Here is a 16,541-nt window from a genome sequence, read left to right as displayed (position 1 = left end):
ACCCAAGAGATATGAGAATTCTTTTTCTGGGCGATGTGATGGGCCGGGCCGGACGCCGGGCCATCACCGAAGGTCTGACAGATCTGCGCGCACGGCTGCGGGCGGATTTCGTTATCGTGAACGGTGAAAATGCCAGCGGCGGCATGGGGCTGACGGCGGGCCACGCGCAACTGTTGCTGGATGCCGGGGCGGATTGCCTGACACTGGGCGATCACGCCTTCGATCAAAAAGATATGCTGTCCTTTATCGATCGCGAACCGCGCATCATCCGCCCGTTGAATTTCTCGCGCGAGGCGCCGGGTAGGGGGCATGGTGTGTTCAGCGATGCGCGCGGGCGCAAGGTGCTGGTGTTGCAGGCGCTTGGGCAGGTGTTCATGAAGCGGCCCTTTGATGATCCGTTCAGCGCCGTCGATCAGGTGCTGCGTGCCTATCCGCCGGGCGGGATGGTGCAGGCCGCCGTGCTGGACATTCATGCCGAGGCGACCAGCGAAAAGATGGCGATGGGGCATTATTGCGACGGGCGTGCCAGTCTGGTCGTGGGCACCCATACCCATGTGCCGACCGCCGATGCGCAGGTTCTGCCGCGCGGCACCGGCTATCTGACCGATGCGGGGATGTGCGGCGACTATGACAGCGTAATCGGCATGGACAAGGTTGAGCCGATGCGCCGCTTTCTGACCGGCATGTCGCGCGACCGCTTTACCCCCGCCGAAGGTGAGGCCACCCTAAGCGGTATTCTGGTCGAAACGGATGACCGCAGCGGGATGGCCAAGACGGTCCATATGGTCCGCAGCGGTGGCCGGTTGCAACAGTCGCCCGCGACATCATGACCACATGGTCCTTGCATGACAGGCTGTGCTGAGAAAAATGCAGCCTGACGCCCGTCATGGCGCGGCAGAAGGGATGGGACTGGATGTTTGGTTTTGAATTGACGGGCCTGACCGCCGCGGTTTTTACGATCTTTCTGATCGGCGGCATGCTGACCCTGTTCATTCGCGAGACCTATCCCCCTGAGGTTACAGCGATTTTGGGCGCTGTCGTCCTGCTGGGAAGCGGGATTCTCAAGCCTGGGCAGATTGCCGGTGTGCTGTCGAACCCGGCACCCTGGACCATCGCCTTTATGTTCATCATCGTGGGTGGCCTGGTGCGGACCGGGGCACTGGATTATGTGGGGCAAAAGGCGGCAAAACATGCCATAGCCCGGCCCGCGATCACGCTGGCCATGGTGTCATGCGTCGTGTGTGGCCTGTCGGCCTTCGTCAATAACACACCTCTGGTGGTGGTGATGATGCCGATCTTTATGCGGCTGGCGCAGGAAATGTCGCTGGCACCGTCCAAGCTGCTGATCCCGTTGTCTTACCTGTCTATTCTGGGCGGCACGATGACGATGATCGGCACCTCGACCAACCTGCTGGTGGATGGGGTTGCCGCCGCTGCCGGGCAGCGGCACTTCACCATTTTCGAAATCACCCCGGTGGGCCTGCCGATGGCGGTGGTGGGGATATTGTATCTGCTGGTGATCGCCCCGCGCGTTCTGCCTGACCGCGATTCCATGACGGCGCTGCTTGGCGGCACCCGGTCGCGGATGAAGTTCTTTACCGAGGTTGCCATTCCCGAAGATTCGCAGCTTGTCGGCAAGGCCCTGTCGGAAATCCTGATCTTTAACCGCGACAACGCACGGGTGATCGACGTGCTGCGGGGCGACGATTCGCTGCGCCGCGATCTGGAGGCTGTGCGCCTGCAACCCGGCGACCGGGTGGTGCTGCGCACGCCGATGTCAGAGGTTCTTGGCCTTCAGAACAACAAGGATCTGCGTATCGCCGACAAGCTGTCCTCGGTTCAGACCTCGACGGTCGAGGTGTTGATTACCCCCGGATGCCACATGATCGGGCGCAGTCTGGGGTCGATGCGGCTGCGGCGGCGCTATGGCGTTTATGTGCTGGCGGCGCATCGCAAGAACCAGAACATCGGTCGCCAGCTGGACGATCTGGTGGTGCGGGTTGGCGATACCCTGCTGCTTGAGGGGGCGGCAGGCGATATTCAGCGCCTGTCCAAAGATATGGAAATGGTCGAGGTCAGCGCCCCCAGCGACCGCGCCTATCGCCGCAGCCATGCGCCCATCGTCGTGGCGGTTCTGGCGGGTGTCGTGGCGCTGTCGGCGCTGGAGGTCGCGCCGATTCTGCTGTTGTCCTTTATCGGTGTGGCCATCGTGCTGGCCACCCGCTGTATCGACGCGGATGAGGCGTTGGGCTTTGTTGATGGCCGGTTGCTGGCGCTGATTTTTGCCATGCTGGCCGTGGGCGCGGGGTTGGAAAGCTCGGGCGCGGTCGAACTGATCGTGACGCGTGTGGCCCCCCATATGACGCAGCTTTCGCCGTGGATGCTGGTGCTGTGCGTCTATCTGCTGGCCACCATCCTGACCGAGATGGTCACGAACAATGCCGTGGCTATCATCCTGACGCCCGTCGCGATTTCGCTGGCGGCGCAGCTTGGGGTTGATCCGCGGCCATTGATCGTGGCGGTGATGTTCGGGGCCTCGGCCGCGTTTGCCACACCGATTGGTTATCAGACCAATACCCTGGTTTATGGGCCGGGCGGCTATCGCTTTGCGGATTTCATCAAGGTCGGGCTGCCGCTGAACATTCTGCTGGCCGTGGTGGGGTCGGTGATGATTCCGATTGTGTTTCCGCTGTATCCGTAGCGGTCACAGCGGCCAGACGATCAGCAGCATCGGCACGGATACCGCCATCACCAGAACTTCCAGTGGCAGGCCCATGCGCCAGTAATCGCCAAAGCGATAGCCGCCGGGGCCAAGGATCAGCGTGTTGTTCTGATGCCCGATCGGGGTCAGAAATGCGCAGGATGCGGATACCGCAACGCCCATCAGAAAGGCGTCGGGGTTCACGTTCAACTGTTCGGCCAGGCGGATACCCACCGGCGCGGCCAGAATCGTGGTCGCGTTGTTGTTCAGCACATCCGATAAGGTCATCGTGGCAATCATTAGCAAAACCAGCGCTACCCATGCCGGATAACCCTGCGTTATGGCGGCCAGCCCCGATGCCAGCAGCGCCGATCCGCCGGTGGTGTCCAACGCCAGCCCCAGCGGGATCATCGCGCCCAGCAGCACGATCACCGGCCAGTCGATATGGGTATAGATTTCGTCCAGCGACAGGATTTTGAACAGGACATAGCAGACTGTGACGCAGCCAAGCGCGACGGGCATTGTTATCCAGCCCATCGTCGTGGCGCCGATTGCGGCCAGAAACAGACTGAAGGCCAGCCACATCCGGTTTTCTTTCGTCACTGTCAGCCAGGCACCGTCCAGGGGCAGGCAGCCCAGATTCGCGATGATTTCTTCGTCCCGGTCTTCGGGGACCAGCAACAGCAGAATGTCGCCGGGTTCGACGCGCACCTGCCGCAGATTTTGTCGGATGGTCCGCCCGCGGCGCTGAATGCCCATCAGCACGGTGTTGAACTGGCTGGACAGGCGCAGGCTGCGGGCGGTGTGGCCGACGACGCGCGCGTTTTCGGGGACGACGCATTCGACCAGCGACTGCCCCTCGCCGCCGGCGCGGGGGATGCTGTCGCCGTGGCCATCGGGAAAGGCCAGACGAAGGTCCGAGCGGAATTCATCCAGTGCCGCCGGTGCCGCCTCGACCAGCAGCCGGTCGCCCTGTTGCAGCGTAATGGCGCGGGTCAGGCCCGACAGCCGCATCTCGCCCCGGCGCACGGCAAGGATCGCCACATCCGCCTTTTCGGCGCTTTCGTCCAGATCCGCGACCATTTTACCGATGGCCGACGATCCTTCGGGCACGACCAGTTCGGCCATGTAATCGCGCACCTTGGCTTCGGCATCGTCGGCAGGGGTTTCGGTGGCGTGGCGCGGAATCAGCCGCCAGCCGACCAGCGCGATAAAGGCCAGCCCGGCCGCCGCCACCGCACCGCCAACGGGCAGAAAGTCGAACATGCGGAACGGCTCGCCGATCACATCCTGACGAAAGCCGGATACCAGCAGGTTGGGCGGGGTGCCGATCATGGTCAGCATTCCGCCCAGAATGGTGGCGAAGGCCAGCGGCATCAGTGTCAGGGCCGCCGCACGCCCCGCCTTGCGCGCCACCTGCATATCGGTCGGCATCAGGATCGCCAAAGCGGCGATGTTGTTCATAAAGCCCGACAGCGCGGCCCCCACCCCGCCCATGACGGCGATGTGCAGGGTGACGGGCCATTTCGGGCGGGACAGGAATTTCGTCAGCAGGGACACTACGCCCGAACGCATCAGCCCGGCCGTCGCCACCAGCACCAGCGCCACTACCATGGTGGCCGGATGGCCAAAGCCGCTGAATGCCTCGGCGGCGGGGACGACCCCGGTCAGCACGCCCGCCATCAGCCCGGCAAAGGCGATCAGATCGTGACGCCACTTGCCCCAGATCATCAGGATCATCACCGCGCCAAAGATCGCGAACAGGGTGATCTGTGGTGTGGTCATGGGGTCTCCAATGCCGGGATGTGCGGGATCGTTGCACTCAACGCGCGCGGGTCACAAAGGGTTGCTTGCAGCAGAGCGCCTGTGTGGATAAAAACAGGCCGATTTTCAGTATGACGATGGCAAGGACGAACCAATGGCAGGCCATTCCAAATGGGCCAACATCCAGCACCGCAAGGGGCGGCAGGATGCGATCCGCTCGAAACTGTTTTCCAAACTGGCCAAGGAAATTACCGTGGCCGCCAAGATGGGCGACCCTGACCCTGAAAAGAACCCCCGCCTGCGACTGGCGGTGAAAGAGGCCAAGTCGAACTCCGTCCCCAAGGATGTGATCGACCGCGCGATCAAGAAATCCTTGGGCGGCGATGCCGAAAACTATGACGAGATCCGTTACGAAGGCTATGGTCCCAACGGTGTCGCGATCATGGTCGAGGCGATGACAGACAACCGTAACCGCACGGCGTCGAACGTGCGGTCCTATTTCACCAAGCACGGCGGCGATCTGGGGCAGTCTGGTTCGGTCGCGTTCATGTTCGACCGCAAGGGCGAGATCATGTATCCCACCAGCGTCGGCGATGCCGATACGGTGATGATGGCCGCGATTGAGGCCGGGGCCGAGGATGTGGAATCGGACGAGGACGGGCATTGGATCTATTGCGCCGACACCGATCTGAACGAGGTATCTACCGCGCTGGAGGCGGCCTTGGGTGAATCGGAAACCGCCAAGCTGATCTGGAAACCGCAGGCCCCGACCGAGATTGATCTGGAAACGGCGCAAAAGCTGATGAAGCTGATCGAGGCACTGGAAGATGACGATGACGTTCAGAACGTCACAGGCAATTTCGAACTGTCGGACGAGGTTGCGGCGCAGCTTTGATGGCGCGGCCGGACTGGGGGCCAGCCCCCAGACCCCCGGGATATTTACAGACCAGAGATGCCTAGGGCCGCAGGTTTTCTGCGGCCTTTTTCTTTATGGCTGCGGTCAGTGGGGCGAGGGCGGGTTTCATAGCCCGCTGAACCTGCCAGTAAAGCGGGATGTCCAGCGGTTGCGCTGTCAGCGGGGCGAGCCTTGGCGTGGCCATGGTTTCCGGGATCATGCCCCAGCCCAGGCCCAGTTCGACGGCGCGGGCGAACGCCTCGGATGAGGGGATCCGGTGGCCGGTCAGGTGCAGGGTTTGGCCGGTCAGCGCCTTGGCCCATTGCGATTGCGCGCCGTCCTTGGCGTTGAAGATGACAGCCGGGGTCTTGGCCAGCGTTGTCGCGGTGATGCCGTCGGCGAAGTGACGGGTGATGAACTCCGGTCGGGCCATGGCCAGATAGCGCATCTTGCCCAGCGAGATGACATCGCAGCCCGGCACCGGGTCGGGGTTGGAGGTGATCGCGGCCGAGACCTCGCCCTTGCGCAGCCAGTCGCGGGCGTGGTCCTGATCGTCGATCACCAGATCATAAAGCGCGTCAAGGGCGGTCAGCACCGGCGGGAACCATGTTGCAAGGCTGTCGGCGTTGACGGCAATGCGCAGGGTGGCGGGACTGACATCGCGGCTTAGCCCCTGTTCCAGCAGCCGCACCTGATCGAGATGCTGCATCAGTCGCAACCCCTGTGCCGTGCCGGTGGCGGGCGGGCCGCGATGGATCAGGACCGTGCCCATCTTTTCCTCTAGCCCTTTGATCCGCTGGGAAATTGCCGAAGGGGTGACATGCAGCGCAGCGGCTGCGGCCTCGAACGAGCCGCGGCGGATGATTTCGGCAAGGGCGGCGAGGGCGGGATAGTCGAGCATAAAGAAAACTTAATAAGCATCAGAAAGATGAGTTCGATTAAACCCTTGGTCTGTGCGACTGGCAAGTGACGGATGAAAGGACTGCATATGGGACCGGCATTTTTTACAGGGCTTGGCACGGGGTTGTCGTTGATCGTGGCGATTGGGGCGCAGAACGCTTTCGTGCTGAAACAGGGGCTGCTGCGCAGTCATGTCTTTGCTGTTTGTTTGTTCTGCGCCGTGTCGGATGCGTTGCTGATTGCCGCCGGGGTTGCCGGGGCGGGTGCCTTGGCGCAGGCGGTGCCGTGGTTTCTGCCGCTGATGCGGTGGGGCGGTGCGGCGTTTCTGATCTGGTATGGTGCGCGGGCGTTCCGGGCGGCGGCGACGGGGGCATCGGTGCTGCGGGCGAGTGGGGGCACGGGCAGTCTGGGCGCAGCATTGGCCACGGTGGCGGCGCTGACATGGCTGAATCCGCATGTCTATCTGGATACGGTGGTGCTGCTGGGTGCGGTTTCGGCGCGGTTTGCGGATAAGGGAACCTTTGCTGCGGGGGCGATGACCGGATCATTTCTGTTTTTCTTTTCATTGGGTTATGGTGCGCGTTGGCTGGCGCCCCTGTTTGCCCGTCCGCGTGCGTGGCAGGTGCTGGACGTGCTGATCGGGCTGGTGATGTGGGCCATCGCCTTGGGCTTGATTCTGCATGGCTGAGCCTTGTTCTTGGCCCGGCTTCCCGGCAAGGTCGCGGTCATGCGGATGGACCAGCAGACGCGCAGCGACCTGACCGGGATTGCATGGATGGTGGCGACGGGGCTGAGCTTTGTCGCCGTCAGCGGCATTGTGCGTGCGCTGGATGGGGCCTTGCCCGCACCGCAGGCGGCTTTCATAAGGTTCTGTTTTGGCCTTGTTTTTCTGGGGCCGGTGCTGGTTCCGGCGCTGCGGACGGGGTTTTCTGGCCCGGTCTGGCGGCTGTTCGGGCTGCGCGGCGCGCTGCATCTGGCGGCAGTGGTGGCGTGGTTTTATGGCGTGGCGCGCATCCCTGTCGCCGAGGTTACAGCTATCGGATACCTGAATCCGGTGGTGGTTATGGTTGGCGCGGCGCTGTTTCTGGGCGAGCGGATTTCAACCCGGCGCATGGCCGCGATCGCCGTGGCGGTTCTGGGCGCGGTGATCGTGCTGCGCCCCGGTATCCGCGCGCTGGACCCCGGCCATCTGGCGCAAGTCGCGGCGGTGATCTGTTTCGGGACATCATATCTGGTAGCTAAGAGATTGTCTTTACTTGCTTCTCCGGCGGTGGTGGTGGCGATGATGTCGCTGACCGTGACCGTTGGTCTGGCCCCTCTGGCTGCGGCTGTCTGGGTGCCGCCGACGCTGGCGCAGGTCGCTGGTCTGGGGCTGGTCGCGGTCTTTGCGACGCTGGGGCATTACACGATGACCCGCGCCTTTGCCGCGGCACCGCTGACGGTCACGCAGCCGGTGACATTCCTGCAACTGATCTGGGCCGCGCTGCTGGGTTGGTTCGCCTTTCACGAACCGCTGGACGCTTGGGTCATCCTTGGCGGGGCGCTGATGATCGGGGCGATCAGCTATATCACCTGGCGCGAGGCGGGGGCAGAGGGCGCGCGGTGACACCGCCTGCGGATACGACTAAGGTCTGAGGCAACGGCAGCGTGCGGTGCGTTGCGCAACCTGCGCTGGGGCAGGGCCGAAAAAGCCAGCATTTATTGGGTTTTTGGCTGCACAGGTCGTGCACAACCTGTGCACATGCTGTACACAGCCTGTGCACAGCCTGGCGGGTGTTGCCTGTCAGAAGCGGGTCAAAAAGCATGACGGCGGATCGGGCGGCGGGATGTTGGGCCGCCATCAGACGCACATCAAGGGCGATCATGCTGCTGCCGTTGATACCAGACATATGAAGCCATGATTTCCATCCGGGCAGAGGCAACGAAATACGGCTTTCCGGGGCTGGTGGAGTGTCGGCGTGAGAGCGATTGGACATTTGAACCCTGTCAGCGGGGTCGATGGGATATGTGAGTCCTGATTTTGCTGTGGGGTGTTTGAGAGGCTTTCAGGCGTTTATAAAATGCCATCAAGTCAATAAAATAGTTTATTATTAATTTGTTGTGTGTCTCGGTGCAGGTGTCAATCCGGGCGTGGATGGTGACTGGATCGCCGCATCCATGACCCATGCATGAACCTTTAGCGGCGCTGCCGCGCGGACCATGATCCGGGTGCGGTTTGGGCCGATGATAGAAAATGAGGCGTGAAAATGGATGCTGTGCCCAAGATTTTTATATTCAAGTGGGCCGCTGATGAGGCTGATCCAGCGCAGGGAAAAGCGCCCAAGCCCAAGGGTCAGCAAGCCGCCGCAATCGTTTCTCATCGTCACGGCGTGAAATAGGCGGCGAAGATCGGAATTCTTTTCAGATTGCGGGCAACGCGCCCGGATTCCTCTCGGATAAAGCCATGCAGGCCCTGTGGGCCTGATAGCTATTCAGTCCCCGAGCGGGGATTAGCTCCGGGCCAGAAAAGACGGACTGCCCCTTGGGGTTCTGAGCATCGCAAAGGCGATGTCCGAGGCCATCATGCGCGTGTCTGTGTCAAATACGGCAGACGATCTCATGGCAGTTGCCCGACAGTCCACCGTCAGCAGGGCTATGCGCAAGCCGTGGCGTGCCCAAGGTTATCGGCGGCACATTGTTCAGAGCAAAGGCTGGTTCGGCAAGTGGGCGGGTAAAAATAATAATATTCTCAGGTGTATGCCCTGCATTGTTCACGAGAAATGTCTTGATCCGGGGGCTTTGTGAAACCGTTGGCTATCCATTTTGCCACATGGCGCGTGGCGGTTTGTGTTTTTATTGCGGATGGGGCAACTGCCCGGCACGATCTTGATCCGGGTGCGGTTTGGGCCATGGACGGCTGTTCTTTGTTCCCGCAAAAGGCATTTGTGACGAGATTGGGTCGGCTATCCGGGGGCAGGGCGCCCCGTTCCCGCAAGGGGGCGGTCAGGACACAGGCAGGTCATCAGCCGTGAACTCGTGCCGCATTTGTCATGGTGGAGGGCACGGTCAGGCAGGGTTCCCCAAGGGAAGCCCGCCTGACGCGGGTGTGGCGCGGGTTTGTGCCCCCGGCTGTGTGGCGGCCTATTCCACTGTCACCGATTTCGCCAGATTGCGGGGCTGGTCTACGTCGGTTCCTTTGGCGACTGCGGTGTAATAGGCCAGATATTGCATCGGCACCGCGTAAAGGATTGCGGCAAAGGCTCCGCCGCCCGCAGGCATGGTGATCGCCGCGCGCACGCCTTCGCCTGCCTCGGTCACGCCATCGGCGTCAGAGATCAGCAAGACCTGACCATGGCGGGCCATCACCTCTTGCATGTTCGAGACGGTTTTTTCGAACAGCGCGTCGCGCGGGGCCAGCACCACCACCGGCACATTGCGGTCGATCAGGGCGATGGGACCGTGTTTCAATTCACCCGAGGCGTAACCTTCGGCGTGGATGTAGGACAGTTCTTTCAGCTTGAGCGCGCCTTCCAGCGCTACCGGATACAGCGCGCCGCGACCCAGATACAGAACGTCCTGCGCCTCGGCTAGCCAGTCGGCCAGTGCGCGGCAGTCATCCGCCACGGCCAGCGCCTGATTCAGCAGGCCGGGGATGGCGCGCAGGTCGTTCAGATGCGCGGCCAGTGCGGCATCATCCAGACGGCCCCGGTCGGCGGCGGCCTTGAGCGCCAGCACGGCCAGCACGGCCAATTGGCAGGTGAACGCCTTGCTGGATGCCACGCAGACCTCGATCCCGGCCAGCGTCGGCAGGGCGATGTCGGATTCGCGGGCGATGGCAGAGGTGCCGACGTTGACCACGCCCAGCGTCTTGGCCACCTTGTCCTGCGCATAGTGCAGCGCGGCCAGCGTGTCGGCGGTTTCCCCCGACTGGCTGACGAAAATCGCAAAGCTGCGATCCGACAAGGGCGGCTCGCGATAGCGGAATTCGGATGCGATGTCGATGTCGCAGGGCAGGCCGGCGATCTGTTCGAACCAGTATTTCGCCACATGCCCCGCCAGATGCGCCGTGCCGCAGCCGACCAGAATCACCCGGTCCACGCTGGTGAAATCGACCGCATCGGGCAGCACGATCCGGTCACCCTTGACGTAATGCGACAGCACATCGCCCAGAACGGCGGGCTGCTGGGCGATTTCCTTGGCCATGAAGTGGCGATAGCCGCCCTTGTCGATGGCCGTCGCGCCCACGTCGATGCGGGCCATGTCGCGGTTGGCACGGTTGCCGTTGGCGTCATAGATCTCGGCCCCGGCGCGGGTCAGGATGGCGTGATCGCCGTCTTCGAGATAGGTGATCTTGTCGGTAAAGGGGGCCAGCGCGATGGCGTCAGAGCCGACGAACATTTCACCTGTTCCGTGGCCGATGGCCAGCGGGCTGCCCTTGCGGGCGACGATCATCAGATCGCCCTGACCGTCGAAGATAAAGGCCAGCGCAAAGGCACCATGCAGCCGCGCCAGCGTCGCCCGCGCCGCCTCGACCGGGGTCATGCCTTGCGCCATGTGGTGCCCGGTCAGCAGGGCAACAGTTTCGGTGTCGGTTTCGGTCTGTGCCTCGATGCCCGCCTCGGCCAGTTCGGCGCGCAGATCGCGGAAGTTTTCAATGATGCCGTTATGGACCACCGCCACCGGGCCAAAGCGGTGCGGGTGGGCATTGCCTTCGGTCGCCGCACCATGCGTGGCCCAGCGGGTGTGGCCGATCCCGGCGCGGCCGGTCAGCGGCTCGTGCACCAGGCGGTCGGACAGGTTCACCAGCTTGCCGACGGCGCGGCGACGATCCAGCGTGCCGGTGTCATCGACGGTGGCGATCCCGGCGCTGTCATAGCCGCGATATTCCAGCCGCTTCAGCGCCTCGACCAGCTGCGGGGCGACCTCGTGATTGCCCAGAATTCCGACGATACCACACATTTCATTTACCCTTTTTCAACTTGAGCGCCGCCATCAGCCGCAGCGCCAGCCCCGGCTTTGTCACCTGACGCGCCCGGCCGATGGCCAGCGCGCCATCCGGCACGTCTTCGGTAATGGTGCTGCCCGATCCGGTCATTGCGTCATTGCCGACCCGCACCGGGGCGACCAGCATCGTATCCGAACCGATAAAGGCCCGTGCGCCGATTTCGGTGCGATGCTTGCCCACACCGTCATAATTGCAGGTGACGGTGCCCGCGCCGATATTGGTCGCCTCGCCCACATGGGCATCGCCCAGATAGGTCAGGTGGCCGACCTTGACCCCTTCATCCAGCACCGTGTTCTTGATTTCCACAAAGTTGCCGACATGCACATCGGCCCCCAGTTCCGCACCGGGCCGCAGCCGCGCGAACGGGCCGACGGTGGCACCGGCGCTGACGTGGCAGCCCTCGAGATGGCAAAACGGCAGGATTTCGGCCCCGCTTTCGACGGTGACACCCGGCCCGAACACGACATTCGGTCCGATCACGGCATCGCGCCCGATGACGGTATCCTGCGCAAACCAGACGGTTCCCGGATCAGTCAGCGTCACGCCGTTATCCATCGCGGCGGCGCGGGCGCGGGCCTGAAACGCGGTTTCAGCGGCGGCCAATTCGACGCGGGTGTTGATGCCCAGCGTCTCGGCCTCGTCGCAGGTGACGACATCGACCCGCCGCCCGGCGGCACGGGCCAGCGCGACCAGATCGGTCAGGTAATATTCCCCGGCGGCGTTTTCTGCCCGCAACTGCCCGATCAGGGCGCGCAGCAAATCGGCATCCAGCGCCATCACACCGGAATTGCAGAGCGCGATGTCGCGTTCCGCCTCGGTCGCGTCCTTGTATTCGACGATCCGTTCCAGCCCGTTGCCGGACACAACCAGACGGCCATAACGGCCCGGATCAGCCGCCTCGAACCCCAGCACGACCACATCGGCATCATGCCCCGCCAGCCGCGCCAGCGTATCTTCGCCGATAAACGGCGTGTCGCCATAGAGCACGATCACCCGACCGCCGAACCCTTCCAGCAAGGGCATCGCCTGCTGCACGGCATGGCCGGTGCCGAGCTGCTGTTCCTGCAAGGCGATCTGCGCATCCGGGTCCAGCTTGGCCACCGCCTTGCGGACCAGATCGGCACCGTGACCGGCAACCACGATCACCTGTTCGGGGTCCAGCGACCGCCCGGCGGCCAGCGCGTGCCCGACCAGCGGCACCGCCCCCAGCCGGTGCAGCACCTTGGGCAGATCGGATTGCATCCGGCTGCCTTGCCCCGCCGCCAGCACGATCAGTGCAACAGGTTTATCACGCATCAACTATCCCGCCGTTTGAACTTCTGTCGCGGGCGTTCTAACCACGGCGGCGACGGGACGAAAGTCCCGAGCGATCACTTATCTTGACGGAAGGTTACGGAAATGACGGGCGTTGTGGTGTTCGACCTTGACGGAACGCTGGCCGATACCTCGGGCGATCTGATCGCGGCGGCGAATAGCTGCTTTACCGCGCGCGGCCTGCCGCCGCTTCTGGACCCGGTGGCCGATGCGCTGACCGCCTTTCACGGCGGACGCGCCATGCTGCGGGCCGGATATGCGCGCCTTCCCCAAGGCTGGCTGCTGCCGCCCGGTGCCGAGGATCAGGATTTTCTGCATCTGCTGGAACATTACAGTGCGGCCATCGCCACCCACACCCGGCTGTATCCCGGCGTCGAAACCGCGCTGGAACGGCTGGCCGGGCAGGGGCACGCGCTGGCCGTCTGCACCAACAAACCCCAGGGGCTGGCCGAAACCCTGCTGCGCGAGCTGGGCATCCGGCAGGCCTTTGCCAGCCTGATCGGTGCCGATACGCTGCCCGTGCGCAAACCCGACCCGCGGCCCTATCAGGCGGCTGTCGATGCGGCCCGCGCGGGCGCGGCATCCTTTCTGGTCGGCGATACCGAAACCGACCGGAAAACCGCTGCCGCCGCGGGCGTGCCCGTTGCCCTTGTCACTTTTGGCCCGGAAGGCGAGGCGATCAAACGTCTGGCCCCCGACGCCTTGCTGCACCATTTCGACGATCTGCCCGATCTGGCCGCCGATTGGCTGGCATGAAAAAAGGGGCCGCCATGCCCCTTGCCGTTTGTGATAAACACGTCGGGGGTCCGGGGCTGACCCCGGACCGACCGTGCCGTTATTCCGCCTGACTGGCCGGTTTGGCGTTGAGCAGGCCGTATTTTTCGGCACCCAGCGTATCGTGCAGTTCGATCTGGGTTTCCAGAAAGTCGATGTGACCTTCTTCATCGGCGATCAGATCCTCGAACAAGGCTTTGCTGACGTAATCGCCGACCTTTTCGCAATGCTCGCGCGCTTCGATATACAGGGTGCGGGCGTCATGTTCGCCAGCCAGATCGGCCTCGAGCGTTTCTTTCAGGTTCTGACCGATGCGCAGAGGGTCCAGCTTTTGCAGATTCGGATGCCCTTCGAGAAAGATGATACGCTGGATCAGGCGATCGGCGTGGTTCATTTCCTCGATTGATTCGGCGCGCGACTTGTCGGCGATGTGACCATAGCCCCAGTCTTCTTGCAGCCGGTAATGCAGCCAATACTGGCTGACCGCAGTCAGTTCAGACCGCAGTGCGGCGTTCAGATACTCGATGACCTTGCTGTCGCCCTTCATGGGAATCGCTCCGTTGTTTCAGTGCTTTGTTTGTCCGCAGAACTGGCGGCGCGACCCCTATATTATCGCATCCACGCATAGTGTCCAGAAACAGCGGCAAGCACCCGCCACAATCAGCGCGATAGCCCAGGGCACGGTAAATCTTGCCCGGCGTGATGATCGTATCCGCATCCGACGCCCGCATCCAGTCAACGGCGCTGCGGATCTGATGGTCGGTGATGCCGGTGCAGTGACAGATAATCATGGCGCGCTCCCTGCGGTTGGGAAACTCTTACCATAATTGTCGGCAATGTAAACCTGACAAATTCCATCTGAAACTCACGCCTGCTTGACCTTGGGCGGCGCGACGCGGAAAACACATGGATGAAGCTGGATGATTTCGATTTTCACCTGCCCGAGGGGCTGATCGCCACCCGGCCCGCGCGGCCCCGATCCTCGGCCCGGCTGCTGGTGGCGCAGGGGGATGGCGTGGCCGATCATCATGTGGCGGATCTGCCTGATTTCCTGCGTCCCGGCGATCTGCTGGTGCTGAATGATACCCGTGTGATTCCCGCGCGGCTCAGCGGCACGCGTGCCCGGCAGACCCCGCAGGGCGAGGCCGTGGCCCGGATCGAGGTCACGCTGCTGGAACCCGTCGCCAGCGGCTGGCGCGCGCTGGCCAAGCCGCTGCGCAAGCTGCGGCCGGGCGAGGTGATCCGGTTTTCCGACGCTCTGTCCGCCACTGTCGCCAGTCTTGAAGATGGCGAACTGACCCTGCATTTCGACGCGCAGGGCGCCGATTTCGACGCGGCGCTGGACCGCGCCGGACAGATGCCGCTGCCCCCCTATATCGCGGCGCTGCGCGCGCCCGACGATCAGGACCGCACCGATTACCAGACGGTTTGGGCCGCGCGATCCGGCGCCGTGGCCGCGCCCACCGCCAGCCTGCATTTCGACCAGCCGCTGCTGAATGCGATTGCCGCGCGCGGTGTTGGCATGACCCATGTCACCCTGCATGTCGGCGCGGGCACGTTTTTGCCCGTCAAGGTCGATGACGTCACCACCCACAAGATGCACGCCGAATGGGGCGAGGTGACGCCGCAGGCCGCGCAGGCGATCAATGCCGCGCGGGCGGCGGGCGGGCGGATCATCCCGGTTGGCACCACCGCGCTGAGGCTGATCGAATCGGCCGCGCAACAGGATGGCACGGTCGCGCCCTTTGCGGCGGAAACCGACATTTTTATCTATCCGGGCTATCGGTTCCGGGTGGCGGATGCGCTGATGACCAACTTTCACCTGCCCAAATCCACCCTGCTGATGCTGGTGTCGGCACTGATGGGGCAGGAAAAGATACAGAAAATTTACCGCCATGCGGTAGAGACGGGCTATCGTTTCTTCAGCTACGGGGATGCCTCTCTGCTGATTCCCGACCCGCACTGTCTGACAAGGGGCTGATTTATGCTTTCGGTTCTGCGCAGTTCATGGCCGCTCTTGCTGGGCATTCTGCTTTTGATGGTCGGGAACGGGATGCAGGGCACGCTGCTGGGTATCCGCGGCGGGATCGAGGGGATTGCCACATTTCAGATGTCGGTCGTCATGGCCGCCTATTACGGCGGTTTTCTGGCCGGAAGTCTGATGGTGCCGGGGCTGATTCAGGGTGTCGGGCATGTCCGCGTCTTTGCGGCACTTGGGTCGATGGTCTCGGCCGTGCTGATCCTGTATCCGGTGGCGCCCGACTGGATCGTCTGGTCGGCGCTGCGCTTTGTGATCGGGTTTTCCTTTTGCGGGGTCTATATCACCGCAGAAAGCTGGCTGAACGCCAGTGCCACCAACGAAAACCGGGGGCAGGCACTGGCGGCCTATATGATCGTGCAGATGGTCGGCATCATCACGGCGCAACTGCTGTTGAACGCGGCTGATCCCGCCGGATTTCTGCTGTTCGTGATCCCGTCGGTGCTGGTGTCGCTGGCTTTTACGCCGATCCTGCTGACGGCCAGCCCCGCACCGCAGTTCCAGACGATCAAGCGGATGTCCTTTGGCCGGCTGTTCCGCGCCTCGCCACTGGGCTGCGTCGGTATCTTTCTGATGGGCGGGGTGTTTTCGGCGCTGTTCGGCATGGCTTCGGTCTGGGGCACCGCAACGGGGATGAGCGTGGCCGAGATCTCGTCCTTTGTCGCGGCCATCTATATCGGCGGGCTGGTGCTGCAATTCCCGGTCGGCTGGCTGTCGGACCGGATGGACCGGCGCGTGCTGGTGCTGGCGCTGGCCGTGGTCGGGGTGGTGACGGTGGCGCTGGTGGTGCTGACCGGGCCGGGCATTCTGGGGCTGACGCTGGCGGGCGCGGTGCTGGGGGGCGTGGCCAATCCGGTTTACGCATTGTTGCTGGCCTATACGAATGATTATCTGGATACTGCCGACATGGCCGCCGCCTCGGCCGGGCTGCTGTTCATCAACGGCCTGGGCGCGATGGCGGGGCCGCCGATCACCGGCTGGCTAATGGGGGTGGCAGGGCCGGACGGCTTCTGGCTTTATATGGGGCTGCTGCTGGCGGTGCTGGCGGGCTATGCTGGCTGGCGGATGACGCGGCGCGCGGCCATTGGTGCGGTCGGCACCTATTCGGTGATCTCGCCCACCGCGACCCGCGTCGCGGTCGAGGTTGCGCTTGAGGACAATCCCGACCAAC

14 protein-coding genes and 1 pseudogene are annotated in these 16,541 nt (G+C 63.2%); 8 read left to right on the top strand and 7 right to left on the bottom strand.

Annotated features, from left to right (window positions below; all coding sequences use genetic code 11):
• The first annotated feature begins 11 nt into the window (after positions 1–11).
• Both Q4G22_RS12395 and Q4G22_RS12390 read left to right on the top strand, forming a co-directional pair.
• Complete coding sequence (locus Q4G22_RS12395; protein ID WP_303386208.1) at positions 12–830, top strand: TIGR00282 family metallophosphoesterase; 819 nt, start codon at positions 12–14, stop codon at positions 828–830.
• Positions 831–913: 83 nt separating this feature from the next.
• A complete protein-coding gene (locus Q4G22_RS12390) occupies positions 914–2,701 on the top strand; it encodes an SLC13 family permease (protein ID WP_303386236.1) in 1,788 nt (595 codons plus the stop codon).
• A gap of 3 nt (positions 2,702–2,704) precedes the next feature.
• Here the strand turns inward: Q4G22_RS12390 and Q4G22_RS12385 are convergent, their stop codons facing one another.
• Complete coding sequence (locus Q4G22_RS12385) at positions 2,705–4,486, bottom strand: SLC13 family permease (RefSeq protein WP_303386207.1); 1,782 nt, start codon at positions 4,484–4,486, stop codon at positions 2,705–2,707.
• Between the two features lie 133 nt (positions 4,487–4,619).
• Here Q4G22_RS12385 and Q4G22_RS12380 point away from each other — a divergent pair, with 133 nt between their 5' ends.
• The gene (locus Q4G22_RS12380; RefSeq protein ID WP_303386206.1) at positions 4,620–5,360 is read left to right on the top strand and encodes a YebC/PmpR family DNA-binding transcriptional regulator; all 741 of its coding nucleotides are present in this window, start codon (positions 4,620–4,622) and stop codon (positions 5,358–5,360) included.
• A gap of 61 nt (positions 5,361–5,421) precedes the next feature.
• Here the strand turns inward: Q4G22_RS12380 and Q4G22_RS12375 are convergent, their stop codons facing one another.
• Complete coding sequence (locus Q4G22_RS12375) at positions 5,422–6,261, bottom strand: LysR family transcriptional regulator ArgP (RefSeq protein WP_303386205.1); 840 nt, start codon at positions 6,259–6,261, stop codon at positions 5,422–5,424.
• A gap of 87 nt (positions 6,262–6,348) precedes the next feature.
• Between Q4G22_RS12375 and Q4G22_RS12370 the strand changes: the two genes are divergently transcribed.
• The gene (locus Q4G22_RS12370; RefSeq protein WP_303386204.1) at positions 6,349–6,948 is read left to right on the top strand and encodes a LysE/ArgO family amino acid transporter; all 600 of its coding nucleotides are present in this window, start codon (positions 6,349–6,351) and stop codon (positions 6,946–6,948) included.
• Positions 6,949–6,987: 39 nt separating this feature from the next.
• On the top strand, positions 6,988–7,866 hold the full coding sequence (locus Q4G22_RS12365) for a DMT family transporter (RefSeq protein WP_303386203.1): 879 nt from the start codon (positions 6,988–6,990) through the stop codon (positions 7,864–7,866).
• Between the two features lie 484 nt (positions 7,867–8,350).
• On the opposite strand, the gene Q4G22_RS12360 is transcribed toward Q4G22_RS12365, so the two are convergent.
• From Q4G22_RS12360 to glmU, 3 genes are all read right to left on the bottom strand, one after another.
• The gene (locus Q4G22_RS12360; protein WP_303386202.1) at positions 8,351–8,620 is read right to left on the bottom strand and encodes a hypothetical protein; all 270 of its coding nucleotides are present in this window, start codon (positions 8,618–8,620) and stop codon (positions 8,351–8,353) included.
• A gap of 760 nt (positions 8,621–9,380) precedes the next feature.
• Complete coding sequence (glmS, locus tag Q4G22_RS12355; RefSeq protein ID WP_303386201.1) at positions 9,381–11,198, bottom strand: glutamine--fructose-6-phosphate transaminase (isomerizing); 1,818 nt, start codon at positions 11,196–11,198, stop codon at positions 9,381–9,383.
• Position 11,199: 1 nt separating this feature from the next.
• A complete protein-coding gene (gene glmU / locus Q4G22_RS12350) occupies positions 11,200–12,540 on the bottom strand; it encodes a bifunctional UDP-N-acetylglucosamine diphosphorylase/glucosamine-1-phosphate N-acetyltransferase GlmU (RefSeq protein ID WP_303386200.1) in 1,341 nt (446 codons plus the stop codon).
• A gap of 102 nt (positions 12,541–12,642) precedes the next feature.
• Between glmU and Q4G22_RS12345 the strand changes: the two genes are divergently transcribed.
• Entirely contained in the window at positions 12,643–13,314 is a 672-nt protein-coding gene (locus Q4G22_RS12345) for an HAD-IA family hydrolase (protein ID WP_303386199.1), read from the top strand.
• Between the two features lie 79 nt (positions 13,315–13,393).
• Here the strand turns inward: Q4G22_RS12345 and bfr are convergent, their stop codons facing one another.
• Together bfr and Q4G22_RS12335 are read right to left on the bottom strand one after the other, a co-directional pair.
• Positions 13,394–13,879, bottom strand: a complete 486-nt coding sequence (bfr, locus tag Q4G22_RS12340) for a bacterioferritin (RefSeq protein ID WP_303386198.1) — start codon at positions 13,877–13,879, stop codon at positions 13,394–13,396.
• Entirely contained in the window at positions 13,827–14,123 is a 297-nt protein-coding gene (locus tag Q4G22_RS12335; protein ID WP_303386197.1) for a bacterioferritin-associated ferredoxin, read from the bottom strand. Before Q4G22_RS12335 ends, bfr begins: the two co-directional genes overlap by 53 nt.
• 119 nt (positions 14,124–14,242) lie before the next feature.
• On the opposite strand from Q4G22_RS12335, the gene queA reads away from it, so the two are divergent.
• Positions 14,243–15,313, top strand: coding sequence for a tRNA preQ1(34) S-adenosylmethionine ribosyltransferase-isomerase QueA (queA, locus tag Q4G22_RS12330; protein WP_303386196.1), 1,071 nt, complete (start codon positions 14,243–14,245; stop codon positions 15,311–15,313).
• 3 nt (positions 15,314–15,316) lie between these two features.
• Positions 15,317–16,513 (top strand): annotated as a pseudogene (locus Q4G22_RS12325) (MFS transporter); the annotation flags it as partial.
• Positions 16,514–16,541: the final 28 nt, after the last annotated feature.

It is taken from the genome of Paracoccus sp. (in: a-proteobacteria) (assembly GCF_030538655.1).
Taxonomy (GTDB): domain Bacteria; phylum Pseudomonadota; class Alphaproteobacteria; order Rhodobacterales; family Rhodobacteraceae; genus Paracoccus.
The sequence above is the reverse complement of the archived record's forward strand: the minus strand, read 5'-3'. Positions and strand labels throughout refer to the sequence as shown.

Bases quoted from the DNA above. Each gene is read 5' to 3' on its own strand.
- Q4G22_RS12390 (WP_303386236.1), top strand. From the start codon at position 914: ATGTTTGGTTTTGAATTGACGGGCCTGACCGCCGCGGTTTTTACGATC.
- Q4G22_RS12345 (WP_303386199.1), top strand. From the start codon at position 12,643: ATGACGGGCGTTGTGGTGTTCGACCTTGACGGAACGCTGGCCGATACC.
- Q4G22_RS12360 (WP_303386202.1), bottom strand. From the start codon at position 8,620: ATGAGAAACGATTGCGGCGGCTTGCTGACCCTTGGGCTTGGGCGCTTT.
- Q4G22_RS12365 (WP_303386203.1), top strand. From the start codon at position 6,988: ATGCGGATGGACCAGCAGACGCGCAGCGACCTGACCGGGATTGCATGG.
- Q4G22_RS12385 (WP_303386207.1), bottom strand. From the start codon at position 4,486: ATGACCACACCACAGATCACCCTGTTCGCGATCTTTGGCGCGGTGATG.
- Q4G22_RS12370 (WP_303386204.1), top strand. From the start codon at position 6,349: ATGGGACCGGCATTTTTTACAGGGCTTGGCACGGGGTTGTCGTTGATC.
- glmS (WP_303386201.1), bottom strand. From the start codon at position 11,198: ATGTGTGGTATCGTCGGAATTCTGGGCAATCACGAGGTCGCCCCGCAG.
- Q4G22_RS12395 (WP_303386208.1), top strand. From the start codon at position 12: ATGAGAATTCTTTTTCTGGGCGATGTGATGGGCCGGGCCGGACGCCGG.
- bfr (WP_303386198.1), bottom strand. From the start codon at position 13,879: ATGAAGGGCGACAGCAAGGTCATCGAGTATCTGAACGCCGCACTGCGG.
- queA (WP_303386196.1), top strand. From the start codon at position 14,243: ATGAAGCTGGATGATTTCGATTTTCACCTGCCCGAGGGGCTGATCGCC.
- glmU (WP_303386200.1), bottom strand. From the start codon at position 12,540: ATGCGTGATAAACCTGTTGCACTGATCGTGCTGGCGGCGGGGCAAGGC.
- Q4G22_RS12375 (WP_303386205.1), bottom strand. From the start codon at position 6,261: ATGCTCGACTATCCCGCCCTCGCCGCCCTTGCCGAAATCATCCGCCGC.
- Q4G22_RS12335 (WP_303386197.1), bottom strand. From the start codon at position 14,123: ATGATTATCTGTCACTGCACCGGCATCACCGACCATCAGATCCGCAGC.
- Q4G22_RS12380 (WP_303386206.1), top strand. From the start codon at position 4,620: ATGGCAGGCCATTCCAAATGGGCCAACATCCAGCACCGCAAGGGGCGG.